This is a genomic window from Geobacillus sp. G4, from assembly GCF_040327975.1.
Taxonomy (GTDB): Bacteria; Bacillota; Bacilli; order Bacillales; family Anoxybacillaceae; genus Geobacillus; species Geobacillus thermoleovorans.
This window is the reverse complement of sequence record NZ_JBEPJY010000006.1, coordinates 110,175-124,660: the sequence shown is the minus strand read 5'-3', so window position 1 is coordinate 124,660 and position 14,486 is coordinate 110,175. Positions and strand designations below refer to the sequence as shown.

Genomic DNA, 14,486 nt, shown 5'->3' with positions numbered 1-14,486 from the left:
CCCAAACGGCCGGGCGAATGCCCAAATTTCTAGAAGATTGGTGAAAAACCGCGTTTTCTTCAAAAAGATTGGTCCACGAACGCACGGAAGAGCCGTTGATCCATTGGCGAAAGCTCCTTGCTGGAGCGTTTTCTCCGTTAAATCACCGACCTTCTAGAAAAACGCCTATTTTTCTTTCGTCCCCGTCTCTCCCCACCAACCTTTTCGCTTAAAATAGAGGGCGATGAGCATAGCAACGGTTGCCATGAGCAACAAGGCAAACGGGTAGCCGTATCTCCATTTCAGCTCTGGCATAAACGCAAAATTCATGCCGTATACACCGGCGATAAACGTCATCGGCAAAAATATGACGCTCACCAATGTCAATGTCTTCATAATGACGTTCATATGATCTGATTTGAGCGACAGTTGCAAATCGAAAATGGCGGACAATGATTCCTTAAACGCGTCGAGCGCGGCGGGCACGCGTGAGAATCGCGACGCCACTTCCTCGATATACGGATTCGTCTCTTGATTGATATACGGCAAATCAGCGTGGCGGATCATTTTGATCGCTTCTTCCTGCGCCTCGGCGATTTGGCGCAGCTCATGAAGATGTGTTTTCATCCGATAAATCTCGCGCCCGATTTCGTTGGCAAACGGGGTCGCAAACACTTGCCGTTCAAGCGTCTGAATGCGGTCAGCGATCTGATCGATGACTTGCAAAAAACGGATGGCGGCCAAGTCTAAAAAGTGATACAGCACGTACCCAGGATACAGCGCCTGACCGCGATGGTTCAACAAACGTTCTTTCACTTGATCAACAAGCGGATCGTTTTCATCCATATAGCTGATCATATATTGGCTGCCGGCCAGCAAACGAACGTTCACTGTCCGGCCGGACGGACGAACGATAAACAGCGATAAGAAGAAACATCCTTCGTATTCGTCAAACGTGGGAATATCTGTCCCGTTCATCAGCCGCTGTTGGGCGAGAGGGTGAATGGACAGCGAAGAAAGAAGCTGCTCCAAATCCGGCTTGGCGGCGGCGGTGAAATGAAGCCAACACGACTGGCTGCCTGCCGGCGCATGGCGTTTGTACGTTCCGTCAACCGTCAAACGAAAGTTATGCTCGATCGCCATAGACTGACGTCCTTTCCATGCAAACGATTTTAATTGTATTGTTTGCTGTTTGCCGCAAAACTACTCCCCTCCCGCCGCCAAAAACAAGTCAGCGGCAACGGTTTGGCCGCATCCGCTCGCTGTTGGCGACAAGCAGCTTCTCCCGGCTGCATCCCGGCTGCAAAGCGTCACATCCCGACAAGTCATTCGCTGTCTAGGCGCCTCGCCGCGTCCGCCCGCCAATGCGCCCGAAGCCAGTCAGCGCACCGCTTCCGGTTCCACATGGACGTGCGTCGCCCGAATGTTATGCCGGTTTCGCATCAAACGCTCGACTTTATCAGCGATTTCATGACTTTTTGCCACCGTCAAATGCGAGTCAACGCGGATCGTCACTTCCAGCACAATGTCGTTGCCTAACATGCGCGCTTTAATGTCAGCGACATCGCGCACGCCGCTCACCGCCGCGATTTCGTCTTTATAAACGGCGAGCTGCTGTTCATCAAAACCGTCGGTGAGCGTATGCGCCGTCTCCATAAACACCTCCCACGCCGTCTTGCCAATCATCGCCCCGATAACAAGCGCCGCCAGCGGATCAAGCCATGGCCACCCAAGCCGCGCGCCGGCGATGCCAATGGCGGCGCCAATGCTCACCAGCGCATCCGATAAATTGTCTTTCGCCACGGCCGCCAGCGCCATGCTGTTCGTCCGCCGCGCCAGCCGGCGATTGATTGCATAAACGCCAATCATAACGGCCGCCGAGGCGAGCGCAACCACAGCCGCTAAAACGTCAGGAGCCGCTGCCTTTTCCTTGCCGAACAGCGAGCGGATGCCGCTTGTGATCACGTCAATGCCAATGGACATCATCAAAAAAGCGGCCAACAGCGAGGAGATGTTCTCCGCCCGCGAATGTCCGTACGGGTGGTTGCAATCACGCGGTTTTTTAGCGATTTTCATGCCGATATAGACTGCCGAGGAAGCGATAATATCACTCAAATTATTCCAACCGTCCGCTTCCACCGCATCCGAGCCGAACACCGCCCCAGCCAACAGCTTGCCGGTCGAAAGGAGAAGATAGACGAAAATGCTCAGCAGTGCGCCCGCCTCGGCTCCTTGTTTTCGATCCACTTTCTTCACCAACCTAGCCATCTCATTCTTGCACGTATCAGTGTACCAGCTTGAAGCCGGTTGGGTCTACAGCAAGAAAATTTCCTTTTTTCATAAGAATAGGGACAAGCAAATTTTTTTGTCTAAAGGCAAAATCGAGCGCATTTGCGTATGATAAACCAAGTCGAAACAAAAAAAGGAGAGGAACAGATGTCTGCATATTTAGACTGGTTGGCGGACATGGGGATCGATGGCGCTCACCCAGGCGGTTTTGAGTTAACAAAACAAATCTTACGTAAACTTAAGATCGACCGTTCGACATCCGTGCTTGACGTCGGCTGCGGCACCGGACAGACGGCGGCTTATATCGCCGAACAGTACGGGGCCAACGTCACCGCCATCGACATCCACCCGACGATGATTGCCAAGGCGAAACAGCGTTTTGCCTCCAAGGCGGTCTCAGTCCGTTTGCATCGCGCCTCGGTCGAAGCGCTCCCGTTTCCCGCCGGGACGTTTGACCTTGCGCTTTCTGAATCGGTGCTTGCTTTCGTTTCATTGCCAAACGCGCTCGCCGAAATCCGCCGCGTGCTCAAAAACGATGGCCTATTCGTCGGCATTGAAGCGTGTCATGAGCGGCTGACCGCCGCCGAGCAAAAGCAAATCGCCGCCTTTTACGGCTTCCGTCAGCTAATGACATCAGCGGAGTGGAAAGAAGTGCTCGAACAAAGCGGCTTTGGCTGCCGCCAGTTTTCCTACGCGGCTGCGGCCGAAGCGCCAAGCCTTGGGGCACCCATCGTCATCGCCCTTCCGCCGACACCGGAGATGGCGAGCATGTGGCAGATGCACCAACAGTTGACAGCTCAATTCGGCGACCGTCTTGGCTATTGCGTCTTTTGCTGCGAACCATAGCTGGCAAGAAAAACGGCGTCCTCGACGAGACGCCGTTTTCACACTTTTTTCACTACTTTGAAATATTCTTCAAGCGTCAAGCCGCGCTTTTTGATCACCGCGGCCGCCTTCCGCCCAACATAGCGGAGATGCCACGGCTCATACTTGTAGCCGGTCACCGCTTCCTTTCCTTTCGGGTAGCGGATGATGAATCCGTACTCGTGCGCATGGGCGGCTACCCATTGCCCTTCTTTTGTCGCCCCGAACGATTCGGTCAGCTGACAGCCGGCCGAGCGGCTGCTGATATCGACCGCCAGCCCTGTCTGATGCTCGCTCTGCCCTGGGTGAGCGACCGCTTGAACCGCTTTTTCCTTCCCTTTTTGCCGCACTTCTTCAGCAAAAATCACCTGCTGCCGCTCGTATGAACGATAAGCGGACACGGCCACCAGCTCAATGCCATCGCGGCGTGCGGCGGCAAACATCTCCTCAAGCGCCGCGGCCGCTTCGGCCCGCATATGCCGTTTTTCCGCGTTCGGGTCAGCACACACAAACGGCACGCGCGGCACGACCAAGTCCGCCGGCTTATAGCCAGGCGGGAGCGACTGTTCTTTATTGACGAGCACCAAAATGTTGTCAGGGTTTTGAATCACTTTTTGTCCGTTTTGCACCTTGACGATGTTCCAATATTTCGCCTCAAGCTGCAAATCGGGATCGACGGGGCTCTGGCTCGTTTTCCCCTGCTGATAATCGCTTGGGTGCACCGCGCTTTCCGGCGGCTGGCCGGACGGGCCGGCCGCACCGTTGCTGCCGCTCTCCCCTGTTTGGCAGCCGGCGAGCAGCAGGCATACCAACATCGCCGCTTGCCATCGCTGGTTCATGTTCCTTCTCCTTTTCTGTTTTCCCAGGCCCAAGCGCCCGGCATCCCAATCACGCGCCATTGCGGATCGCCGCTTCAAGCGCCACTTCAATCATCTCGTTAAACGTCATTTGCCGCTCCTCAGCCGTTGTTTCTTCTCCGGTGAGAATATGGTCGCTGACCGTCAGCACCGACAGCGCCCGGCAGCCGAATTTCGCCGCCAGCGTATAGAGCGCCGCCGTTTCCATCTCGACGGCCAATACACCGTAGCGCGCCCACGTTTCCCAATTCGGTTCATCATTGTAAAACATGTCGGCGGTGAACACATTGCCGACTTTTAGCGCCAGCCCTTTTTCCACACCTACTTCATACGCCGTCCGCAGCAGATGGAAATCGGCGGTTGGCGCATAATCGCGGCCGCGGAAAATGAGCCGGTTCATGTTGGAATCGGTCGACGCGCTCATCGCCAAAATGACGTCGCGGACGCGCACATCCGGCTGAATCGCTCCGCACGTTCCGACGCGGATGAGCGTCTTTACGCCGTAGCTTTGGATCAGTTCGTTCACATAAATCGAAATGGACGGCACGCCCATGCCGGTCCCTTGCACGGAAATGCGCTCCCCTTTATACGTCCCGGTAAATCCGAGCATGCCGCGCACTTCGTTGTAGCATACCGCTCCTTCCAGAAACGTTTCAGCAATGTATTTGGCGCGCAGCGGATCACCCGGCAACAAAATGCGCTCCGCGATCTCCCCTGTCTTCGCTCCGATATGTACGCTCAATGGGATTCCTCCTTTGGTTTGAACGATCGTTGTCGGGCCATGCCCTCGTCTATCATATCATATGTTTGCGGAAAATGGCAGTCTTCCTTCGAGTAGCCGAGGCGGCGAACGGGCATACTATGTGTGCCTGCCCGAGGAGAAAGGAGGAAAAGACCGATGAAAAAGAAACTCGAACAAGCGGTGGAATACGCCAACAAAACCAATCCATCGTCCAAATCAAACAATCAGCCGTCCACATCGAAAAAGGAAAAGACCAAATTCTAACATCATTCCGAAAGAAGTCTCCCACTTCGAAACGTGAAGGTGCACGAGCACCCGTCCATGTGGGAGATGAATGTTGGCCGGCAATCGCTGTCGGATCGAATCACATGTTGTTCAAACGGGCACCTTCGAAACGAAGGGAAGCGGAAAGGGTCCTTGTGCGGCTTGTCGTTTGGCACATATGCAAATCGCTGAAAGCTCCCCCTATGCACTCGCGTAGGTGGGTGAGTCGTTTGCGGGGGAGCCGCTCTCTTTTATGATGTTTTGGATCGGCGGTAATCGCTGCGATGGCGGCGCGCCAAATACCGCTCATTGATATACAGCACCTTTTTGTCTTTGCTGCGCGTATATTTTTTCTCGCGCTCGCGCCGCCTGGCGACAAGCCAACAGGAAAACAAATACAGTGGAAAGACGAGCTGCATCGCGCCGGCAAAGACATACCAAAAACCGTTGATATCGGCCAAATCGCGCAAGTACACGTCGATGCCGCTGAGCCGATAGTACATGTCAGCAACGATGGCAGCGATGATGACGACGTTGACCGCATGGAGAAGGGGCACGCTTCTCCAGCGGAACAAGAGTCGCTCAACTTGCCCTTTGACCCAAAGCAATGCCGCAATCGAGACGACGCACAAGAGCAGCGACAGCGCCAGTGCGGCCATCGTTTCGCCCCCTTCCCTCTTTTCTCCTGCGCCCGCCGCATGATGCCGCCTGCAAACATTTTCCGTCGATGAACCGCCGCCAGACCGCATACACTAACGACAACGACGGTTCAAGGAGGGAAAACGATGGGCAAAAAACACCGCAACCGCATTAACGGGCAGAAAAAGAACAACCATATTCCAAAAGAAGCATTGATCGCTGAAGATGAGGCGCATGCCAAAGAATATTCCGCCGCCGGCGGCCGGAAAAACGGTCCGGGCCATCACGACAATCCAGAATCGTGACAAACCGCAGAAACCCTTGTGCGATACAAGGGTTTCTATCGCGGTTCCGACGGCTCGGATTCGTCCCAAGCAAGCGTGACGACTTTTGTATATTCCCCGCGTTCAATTTCCTCTTTTGTCGCTCTTTCATTCAGCTCCTCATCGTCGTCGATGCCCGGGGCCACCGTCGGCATGTCGCGCCGCCGTTCGTCATGTTCCATCAAGTCCGCCCCCTTTCCTTTCTTATCCGTTCCCGAAACAAGGGGGCTTTATTCATATTATATCATCTCTAGCTCTTGCTGGCGACTATATTTTTGAATATTCGGTCAACAGATGAGCTGTCGTTCCACTTGTTTCCATCCGTCTGGACAAAGGCGATAGTACGTCTGTCCTTTCCGCCCTTCATCGATCAGCACAACGTCCCCAGTCCGCATAAATCGAGCTTGACAGTTTTTCGGCATCAGATCGGCGACATTAAACATCCGATACAACACCGCCAGCACTTCATCATGTCCGGCCGCCGTCACCGTCATGCGGCACACTTGCCGGTAGCCTTTCGTTTCCCCAAAGCGCGGTGTTTGAAAAACGACCGCCTCATATGCACGTTTTGTCATCCACATCCGTTTCCCCCATAAACGAACCATTGTTTTCCTCTCCCTTCTCCCAATAAATCGGCCCTCCGCGCCCCATACTATGGTTGATGTCGAATTCGATCGCGAATCGTCTTCGGAGCCGAGACAAACGTGTATTATACTTATTTGGTGATTTGGCGTGTCGATTCCTTCAGCAAACGAGCACTCCTTTTGTCGAAACGATCGCGGTCTTCTGGCAAAAGTCCACAAATGATGCAAAGGAGAGACAGCCTGATGCCGACTCGCCCGTTCGCTTGGCTGCGCCATCCGCTTCAGTATGCCTACCGCTCCTTTTTGTACCGCCATCCGGTCCGCCTCGCCGATGACGGCCTGCTTCGCCGGATGGCCGCCCGCACAACTGTCCCGACTGACGGACCGCTCAGCGCGGAAGAAAAGGGCATTGTTGCCGCCATTCGCCGGAAAACAGCGGAACATAACCGCAACAACGTGACGCGCACCGCCGCCTACTTAGCGTTTTTTGAGCGCCATCGGGAAATTCATTGGGCGTTTTTAGCCCATCTCGTCTCGCGCAACGGCGGTTGGAACATGACTGATTTGCGCGGCGGCCTTCTTCCGTTTTTGCTGCCGGAACAAATCATTGCACCCCTTTTTTTGTTTTTGGAGCGCGCCAATGCCCTCATTTTTCATGATGCCTATCCGCAGCTTCTGCTGTACGAAGAAAGCAAACGGAGGGAGACGCCGCTGTTTCATTTGTTGCCGGCGCTAGCGGTGTCTTCGTTTATGAAGCCGATGTGGGAACATTTTTGGGAAACGGGGAATGCCGCGCTTCTTACGGTTGCTCTGATCATCAACGAGCAGCAGTACATCCAGCTTCGCGTCATCGAACATCCGTTTTTCCGCACCCGCGTGCTGTCAAGCTGGCCGTTTATTGTCGAGCAATGGCTCGGGTTCAACGATGTGCTCATCCCATATGCCAAAGGCCGCCGCGTAGCGCTTGCCGGAACGACCGTGCGCGATTTCGCCGACGTCCACCACCGCATCCATATCGGCAAAACGCTGTACAGTCTGCTGCTGTTTGACGCCCGGCTGTTTCGCGGCGCCTGCCGCTTTGCCCGCTGCGTCCCCCACAGCGGCTCACGCGCCGACTTCTGGCCGCAATCGTTCGCTGAAACGCCTGATGGGCACCGCTTTTACAGCCCCCGCCTTGAGGAAGCTTGGCCGGATCTTGCGCACCCGTTCCACGATCATCGCGATTGGTTCACCGATGAGGCGATCATGCAGGCGCTTGAAACGCTCCCGCTTCCGGCCTCGGGCGACATGACCAGCCGCTACGAGCAGCATTTGGTCATGATGAAAACAGCCGCCATCGCGGCGGCCAAATCAACTTCATCATAAAACGACGAGGACTACTCCCCATCGATGTCAATCTCTTCATCGATGATGCATTTTTCAAGCAAATAGTCAAACGTAATATCCGCGAGCTCCTCAAGCTCCTCTTGCGTTGGCACAAAGCCGCGGCGGATGAGTTCTTGGTAAAAAAACTCAGCGATTTCTTCCGTATCGATAATCACTTCAATTTCCTTCACCGCATCTCGCCCCCTTTGTAATGTTGTATGTCGCCGCCTTCCGTTTTATGTCAAAAATCATGTTGTACTATTTTTTCAGTCTCCCCCATACATATGTACCAACAAAACAAAAAACACGGAGGCGGACAAAATGGACAAATTCACTGCGATCGATAAAATGATGGAAACAGTTGTCAATGGATTGGGCGCGATCGTCATTTTCGCCGGCATTCCTTATTTTCTTTTTATTCTTTATCAATTTCTATCCTGGTGATTGGCGATTGTCCGCAAACGTTTTACAACTGTTTCCATCATCCGTTGGTACTGTTCATCGCCGAACCATTCATATAACGCTTTATAATCGTTGTACATGTCAAGGAGCTCGTCGACCGACGGCCCTTTCTCTCCGCTGTCGGCCGGCGGCAATAGAAGCGACGCTTTCACCGGCGCGGCGATGACAATATCTTGCACGAGCGTGACGGACGTCTCCTCTCCGTCGGCAAGCGGAATGATGTCTTCCAAATGGACTTCAATCTCCCAACCATCCGTCAGCCGTTTCAATTCGTAAATCGTCTCTTCCCATCCTTCCCCGTAGTAGCGGTAAATTTCTGTCCGCACCCCGACAATTTTGAACAAATGGCCGCCATAATCGCGGACGCGGACAATTTCGCCGAGAAAAAACGGCAACTCAATTTCAATCTCTTCCGCGATCCATAAATCACCCACAAACTCAGACAATAAAATGAGCGCTTGCTCGGCAAACAAGCTATGGCCATGGTTGATTTCGTATAAAAACACACCGTCAATCTGCTGAATATCGGTGATCGTTCCGACCGTTCCGTACAATGTATTGACGACGATGTCGCCGACGGAAAATTTCGGGCGTTTCGGCGCGCTCATTGGCATCTCCACCCTTTGGAACAAATAGTTAGTATAGTATATGCATGCAGAGAAGGGTGGACACCTGCAACCGCGCGGAAAAAAGCTATTTGAAAGCGCTCCCAATTTATGAAATGGGAACGCTCCCTTAGTTACGCTTCATGCAAAAATTGCTCCCATAGCTCATCAAACACAACCATACTTTCCAAATAGTCACCGTTAAGCTCCAAATAGCCGCTCAGTTCTTCATAGTCCGTCGACCCTTTTGGAAAGCTGTGGTCTTCATACGCTCCGTTCGCAAACCGGACGACCGGATCTTCCTGGTGTCCATGGCGGAAGCGCAGCAAGTAACGGTAGAATGACTTTGCCATGTCCCCCATCCTCTTCCTTTCCTTTTGTTGCTATTATAATGAGCTTTTGGCTGTTTGTGAAGCCTTTTTTCGCAGCTTGTATTCCCATCGTACGCGTCGGGTTGGCTTTTCATGCCAAAAAAGCGCGTCAAACGGCGCAATAGGGGTTCAATCCGCTTTTCTCGTCAGAGCATAGGCAGGCCAAGTCCACCGTCTTATCATGCGCTCCGCTTCTCGCCAAGGCTTGCGATGCGCCATCGTGGCGTCCCATCTGAAACCGCATGGCGCCTCCCATGCCTCCCGCTTCGCTAGGTCTTGTCCTCGGTGAGCGCACATACAAAAAGCCGCCATCTTCCGGCGGCATCGTTCATGATACGACTCCGGCTTGCGGAGCCGGGGCAAATTCGATTTCAAACCCAAGATCCTCAAGCATTTGATAATCGGCTGACTTTTCTTGCCCGGCGGTCGTCAAATAGTCGCCGACAAAAATCGAGTTGGCGGCATACAGGCCAAGCGGCTGAAGTGAGCGCAAATTCACTTCTCGCCCGCCGGCGATGCGGATTTCTTTGGTTGGATTCATATAGCGAAAAAGGGCCAGCACCTTCAAACAGTAACGCGGGTTTAATTCGTTCGTGCCAGCCAGCGGCGTGCCGTCGATCGCATGCAAAAAGTTGACTGGAATGGAATCGGCGTCAAGCGCCCGCAAACTGCGCGCCATATCGACGACATCCCGCTTCGTTTCTTTCATGCCGATGATGACGCCGGAACAAGGCGAAAGACCAGCTTCTTTCACCGTTTCCACCGTCCGCACCCGATCGTCGTATGTATGGGACGTCGTAATGTTCGGATGGTGCTGCTTCGATGTGTTGATGTTATGATTGTAGCGATCCACCCCCGCCTCTTTCAGCCGCGCCGCCTGCTCCGGCTTTAAGATCCCAAGGCAGGCGCACACTTTCAGCCCGAACCGCTCTTTAATTTCCTTGACCGCGGACACAACGGTGTCGATCTCTTTATCGCTCGGCCCCCGGCCGCTGGCGACGATGCAGTACGTCCCAATGCGCAAACGGTGTGCTTCTTCCGCGCCGCGCAACAACGTCTCTTTGTCGACCATTTTATACGTTTTCACCGGCGCCGTCGATACGGCGGACTGCGAACAGTAGCCGCAGTTTTCCGGACAGAGGCCGGATTTGGCGTTGATGATCATGTTCAGCTTCACTTTGTTTCCATAATAGGCGGAGCGAATCCGGTACGCCCCTTGCAGCAAAAGGAGCAACTCCTCATCCGGACAATCCAATATCGCCAATGCTTCCTCATCGGTCAGCTCGTGGCCTCCCAACACTTGCTCGGCCAACACCAGCCAGTTTGCCATCTCTCCTCTCCCCTTTCCATATCATTACATTTATCGTAACGGACCAGCCGCATATTTGTCAACTATATTTTCATTTCAGTTTACTTTTTAATCCGTCCCCAGGCAGACAGCAAAAAAACAGGCCCCCGTTTGAAGGGGCCTGCCCTCGGTTCCTCACCTAATGCGTCAATTTCTCGACGATGTCGCGGGCGATCCAGACGCCGCAGGCGCTCGCCTGCGCAAGGCCGCGCGTAATGCCGGCGCCGTCGCCGCCGACATACAGCCCGGCGATTTCGGTTTCAAAGCGGTCGTTCAGTTTCGGACGCGCCGAATAAAACTTCGCTTCCACCCCATAAAAGAGCGTATGCTCAGAGGCAAGCCCCGGAGTGACGTGGTTGAGCGCCTCCGTCATTTCGATCAAGCTTTTCATCGTGTTGTACGGCAAAACGAGGCCTAAATCGCCCGGCACCGCTTCTTTTAGCGTCGGTTCGATGAACCCTTCTTTGATCCGCTTTTCCGTCGATCGCCGTCCTTTTAAAATGTCGCCGTATTTTTGCACGATGATGCCGCCGTTGGACAAGGCGTTCGCCAGCCGAGAAATTTCATGGGCGTATTCGTTCGGCTTGTCAAACGGATCGGAAAACTTATGTGAAACAAGAAGGGCAAAGTTCGTGTTGTTGCTGCCGAGCTTTGGATCTTTGTACGCATGGCCGTTGGCGAGCATGATGCCGGAATGGTTTTCGACGACGACATGTCCGGACGGGTTGCTGCAAAACGTGCGCACTTGCGTCCCAACCGACGTGTTGAAAATGAATTTCCCTTCATACAGATGTTCGTTAATTTCTTGCATGACGATGTTCGATGTTTCCACGCGCACTCCGATGTCAACCTGATTGTTGATCATCCGCAAACGGCGCTTGCGCAAGATTTTGCTCAGCCAAACCGAGCCATCGCGCCCCGGAGCGATGACGACTTTTTCCGCTGTCAACGTTTCTCCGTTTTTCAGCACAACGCCTTTCACTCGATGGCCGCTCTCCGTCCGCTCGGTCACGATATCATCCACTTCCGTTGTAAAGCGCATCGCAATCCGCTCGCGCAAATATTCAAAAATGCTTTTCAAAATTTCCAAATTTTGCTCTGTACCCAAATGGCGGACGTACGCGCGCAATAGCTTCAGCCCGGCCGCATAGGCGCGCCGCTCGATCTCTTTCACTTTATCCGTCATCGGGTCGGTGATCGATGTCGTCGCTCCGTGCTTCAAGTTGATCTCATCGACATAGCGGATGAGCTCAAGTACGGTCGAAGCCGGCAAATAGTCGGTCATCCAGCCGCCGAATTCGCTCGTGATATTGAATTTGCCGTCCGAATACGCCCCCGCTCCGCCGAATCCATTCGTGATCGAACAGGCCGGCACGCAGCCGGCATAGTCTTTTTTGCCGGCCGGCGGCGGACACTTTTCAATTTTTCTTTGCAAAATCGGACAATTGCGTTTATAGATATCGTGCCCTTTATCGATTAAGAGCACGTTCGCTCCAGGGAGTTTGAGCGTCAGTTCGTAGCAAGTGAAAATGCCGGCCGGCCCGGCGCCGACCACGATCACATCGTAATGATTGTTCATGATCCATCCCCCATTTCCCATGTTCCATTCGAAAGTATACGGAACATTTGGCAGTTCGTCAAGGAAAAACACGAACTTTCTTACCGAATACAACAGAAAATGTTCGATATAATAGAGAGTTGTATAAAGCCAAAAAAATTGGTATGGTGGTAGAGAATGAATAGCGGGGAGGGAAAGGGATGCGTTTTTTCGTGAAACATTTTCTAAACGGCATGCTGACGATCGTGCCAATTTTACTCGCCGTCTATGTGTGCTACAAAGTGTTCACCGTTTTGGATGGGCTGCTTGGCCAATACGTCCGTCCGTATTTGGATGGCCGCTACATTCCCGGCCTAGGCCTATTGGCGACTGTCGCGCTGATTACCGTCTGCGGTTGGCTATCGACGCAATACGTAAGCGGCCGCCTCATTCGACTGATCGACCGGTTGCTTGAAAGCATTCCCTTGATGAAAACGGTTTATTCCGTCGCCAAAGATACAATCGCTTCCTTCGTCGGGGAAAAACGATCGTTTTCGCAAGTTGTGCTCGTTACAATGCCAGAAAGCGGCTGGAAATGCCTCGGCTTCATGACAATGGATGATGTCGGCGCTTGGCACGATCCTCTCGCCGACTACGTCGCCGTCTATATCCCGCAGGCGTTTCAAGTCGCCGGGCTCACCCTGCTCGTCCCGAAAGAGCAAGTGGAAGTCGTCGACATCTCGCCGGAAGAGGCGATGAAATTCATCCTCTCCGGCGGTGTGGCCGTCCGAAAGCAAAAGCGGCTGCCCCAATGACAGGGCAGCCGTTCGCATGGCCATCCAAAACGCGCCTGGCCGTCAAAAGTATCGCTTTTTCCAAAAGATGTACGCCGTCGCCGCTGACAGTGAACCGGCGAGCGCCATCGCGATCAAAAAGGCGTACGGAGAGTGTTGGTACGGAATCGGTACGTTCATGCCGTAGAAACTCGCCACCATCGTCGGCAGCGAAATGACGATCGTAATGGCCGTCAAAAACTTCATCACAATGTTTAAGTTGTTTGAGATGACCGAAGCAAACGCGTCCATCATGCCGCTTAAAATGCTGCTGTATACTTCGGCCATTTCAATCGCCTGCTTGTTTTCAATAATGACGTCCTGCAGCAAATCCTGGTCATCTTCGTACATGCGCAAATAATTGAGGCGCATGAGCCGCTCCATGACGATGTTGTTCGCCTTCAGCGACGTCATAAAATACACTAAGCTTTTTTCCATGCTGAGAAGCGAAAACAGCTCCTTGTTTTTCATCGATTGGTGCAATTCTTTTTCGATTTCGCTCGTCCGCCGATTGATTTGCTTCAAATAGCGCAAATAATACGTTGAAATCATGTACAGCATTTGCAACGCAAACCGCGTCTTCATAAACGTGTAAAAGTTTTTGATTTTGTTTTTGGAGAATTCTTCGAAAATCGGATTCTCCTGCAAACAAACCGTAATAAAACACGTGTTCGTAATGATCATGCCGATCGGAATCGTCTCGTAAATCGGGCCGTCCACTTCATCATGGGCGACAATCGGAATGTCGACGATAATGAGCACATGGTTGTCTTCCTTTTCGACGCGCGACCGCTCCTCGTCATCCAACGCGTCTTTGATCGAATCGATCGGAATGTCCAAATGGTGGGCGATGTAGCGAATTTCGTCTTCCGTCGGGGCAACGAGATTGATCCAGCAGCCATTTTCAATATGATCGATTTCGCGCATTTTGCCGTTGGCATCGGACAAATACATTTTCATCATCTGGCATCCTTCCTCCTTTTCACGCGAGGAAGGCGGCGCCTCTTCCTTTCCGTCCGGAGCCCGTTTTCGTATGATGAGCAGCCGACAAGAAAAGGAACAGGCCGCGTTCCCCGCTATATTCCGGTTCCGGTTCGTTCGGGCTTGAACTACTCATATACGAAAACGCCACTCCTTTCGAAAAAGATGTCCCTCAAGTAATGATAGCGCGGACCGGCCCGTTTGTATAGTAGGTGCCATAAAAAAAAGCAGCCTACTGGCTACTTTATTCACAAAACAGCGCGATGTTCAACCATCGCCCGCTCGATTCGGCTTTTTTATTCGCTCGATGGCGTCGTGTTGAAAAAATCAGGCGCTTGTTTGTCAATTTGCCGACGGTTGGAACGGCGCGGGCGTTGCTCTTTCTTTTCGCCCATCACCCCATCCGATTCATAGCTTGGCGCAAACGGCCGCTTCTTGCTCAC

18 protein-coding genes are annotated in these 14,486 nt (G+C 53.1%); 4 read left to right on the top strand and 14 right to left on the bottom strand.

Features of this window, described 5'->3' with window-relative positions; genetic code table 11:
- Nucleotides 1–165: 165 nt before the first annotated feature.
- On the bottom strand, nt 166–1,122 hold the full coding sequence (gene corA / locus ABS784_RS09385; protein WP_011231079.1) for a magnesium/cobalt transporter CorA: 957 nt from the start codon (nt 1,120–1,122) through the stop codon (nt 166–168).
- 237 nt (nt 1,123–1,359) lie between these two features.
- Nucleotides 1,360–2,247, bottom strand: a complete 888-nt coding sequence (locus ABS784_RS09380) for a cation diffusion facilitator family transporter (protein WP_352512252.1) — start codon at nt 2,245–2,247, stop codon at nt 1,360–1,362.
- A 168-nt stretch (nt 2,248–2,415) separates the two neighbouring features.
- Here ABS784_RS09380 and ABS784_RS09375 point away from each other — a divergent pair, with 168 nt between their 5' ends.
- A complete protein-coding gene (locus ABS784_RS09375) occupies nt 2,416–3,114 on the top strand; it encodes a class I SAM-dependent methyltransferase (protein WP_011231077.1) in 699 nt (232 codons plus the stop codon).
- 38 nt (nt 3,115–3,152) lie between these two features.
- Here the strand turns inward: ABS784_RS09375 and ABS784_RS09370 are convergent, their stop codons facing one another.
- The 3 genes from ABS784_RS09370 to ABS784_RS09360 all read right to left on the bottom strand — a co-directional run bounded on the left by ABS784_RS09370 (nt 3,153) and on the right by ABS784_RS09360 (nt 5,654).
- Nucleotides 3,153–3,971, bottom strand: a complete 819-nt coding sequence (locus ABS784_RS09370) for a M15 family metallopeptidase (RefSeq protein WP_352512251.1) — start codon at nt 3,969–3,971, stop codon at nt 3,153–3,155.
- Between the two features lie 49 nt (nt 3,972–4,020).
- Complete coding sequence (gene deoD, locus ABS784_RS09365) at nt 4,021–4,731, bottom strand: purine-nucleoside phosphorylase (RefSeq protein WP_011231075.1); 711 nt, start codon at nt 4,729–4,731, stop codon at nt 4,021–4,023.
- Between the two features lie 515 nt (nt 4,732–5,246).
- Complete coding sequence (locus tag ABS784_RS09360) at nt 5,247–5,654, bottom strand: hypothetical protein (protein WP_011231073.1); 408 nt, start codon at nt 5,652–5,654, stop codon at nt 5,247–5,249.
- 126 nt (nt 5,655–5,780) lie between these two features.
- On the opposite strand from ABS784_RS09360, the gene ABS784_RS09355 reads away from it, so the two are divergent.
- Complete coding sequence (locus ABS784_RS09355; RefSeq protein ID WP_008879283.1) at nt 5,781–5,939, top strand: hypothetical protein; 159 nt, start codon at nt 5,781–5,783, stop codon at nt 5,937–5,939.
- 35 nt (nt 5,940–5,974) lie between these two features.
- On the opposite strand, the gene ABS784_RS09350 is transcribed toward ABS784_RS09355, so the two are convergent.
- Complete coding sequence (locus tag ABS784_RS09350; protein WP_011231072.1) at nt 5,975–6,139, bottom strand: hypothetical protein; 165 nt, start codon at nt 6,137–6,139, stop codon at nt 5,975–5,977.
- Nucleotides 6,140–6,244: 105 nt separating this feature from the next.
- Complete coding sequence (locus tag ABS784_RS09345) at nt 6,245–6,562, bottom strand: hypothetical protein (protein ID WP_013145439.1); 318 nt, start codon at nt 6,560–6,562, stop codon at nt 6,245–6,247.
- 222 nt (nt 6,563–6,784) lie between these two features.
- Between ABS784_RS09345 and ABS784_RS09340 the strand changes: the two genes are divergently transcribed.
- Nucleotides 6,785–7,906 carry a DUF2515 domain-containing protein gene (locus ABS784_RS09340; protein WP_352512248.1) on the top strand — a complete coding sequence of 374 codons (1,122 nt, stop codon included), beginning with the start codon at nt 6,785–6,787 and terminating at the stop codon, nt 7,904–7,906.
- An 11-nt stretch (nt 7,907–7,917) separates the two neighbouring features.
- On the opposite strand, the gene ABS784_RS09335 is transcribed toward ABS784_RS09340, so the two are convergent.
- From ABS784_RS09335 to ABS784_RS09315, 5 genes are all read right to left on the bottom strand, one after another.
- Nucleotides 7,918–8,097 carry a YozD family protein gene (locus tag ABS784_RS09335; RefSeq protein ID WP_011231069.1) on the bottom strand — a complete coding sequence of 60 codons (180 nt, stop codon included), beginning with the start codon at nt 8,095–8,097 and terminating at the stop codon, nt 7,918–7,920.
- 234 nt (nt 8,098–8,331) lie between these two features.
- Complete coding sequence (locus ABS784_RS09330) at nt 8,332–8,976, bottom strand: hypothetical protein (RefSeq protein ID WP_011231068.1); 645 nt, start codon at nt 8,974–8,976, stop codon at nt 8,332–8,334.
- Between the two features lie 131 nt (nt 8,977–9,107).
- Nucleotides 9,108–9,326, bottom strand: coding sequence for a YozE family protein (locus tag ABS784_RS09325; RefSeq protein ID WP_011231067.1), 219 nt, complete (start codon nt 9,324–9,326; stop codon nt 9,108–9,110).
- A gap of 346 nt (nt 9,327–9,672) precedes the next feature.
- Entirely contained in the window at nt 9,673–10,674 is a 1,002-nt protein-coding gene (bioB, locus tag ABS784_RS09320; protein WP_011231066.1) for a biotin synthase BioB, read from the bottom strand.
- Between the two features lie 157 nt (nt 10,675–10,831).
- Nucleotides 10,832–12,271, bottom strand: coding sequence for an NAD(P)/FAD-dependent oxidoreductase (locus tag ABS784_RS09315; protein WP_014195700.1), 1,440 nt, complete (start codon nt 12,269–12,271; stop codon nt 10,832–10,834).
- Nucleotides 12,272–12,450: 179 nt separating this feature from the next.
- Between ABS784_RS09315 and ABS784_RS09310 the strand changes: the two genes are divergently transcribed.
- Entirely contained in the window at nt 12,451–13,044 is a 594-nt protein-coding gene (locus ABS784_RS09310; RefSeq protein ID WP_011231064.1) for a DUF502 domain-containing protein, read from the top strand.
- A 42-nt stretch (nt 13,045–13,086) separates the two neighbouring features.
- On the opposite strand, the gene ABS784_RS09305 is transcribed toward ABS784_RS09310, so the two are convergent.
- Both ABS784_RS09305 and ABS784_RS09300 read right to left on the bottom strand, forming a co-directional pair.
- Complete coding sequence (locus tag ABS784_RS09305) at nt 13,087–14,025, bottom strand: magnesium transporter CorA family protein (RefSeq protein ID WP_014195699.1); 939 nt, start codon at nt 14,023–14,025, stop codon at nt 13,087–13,089.
- A 314-nt stretch (nt 14,026–14,339) separates the two neighbouring features.
- Entirely contained in the window at nt 14,340–14,486 is a 147-nt protein-coding gene (locus tag ABS784_RS09300) for a hypothetical protein (protein WP_011231062.1), read from the bottom strand.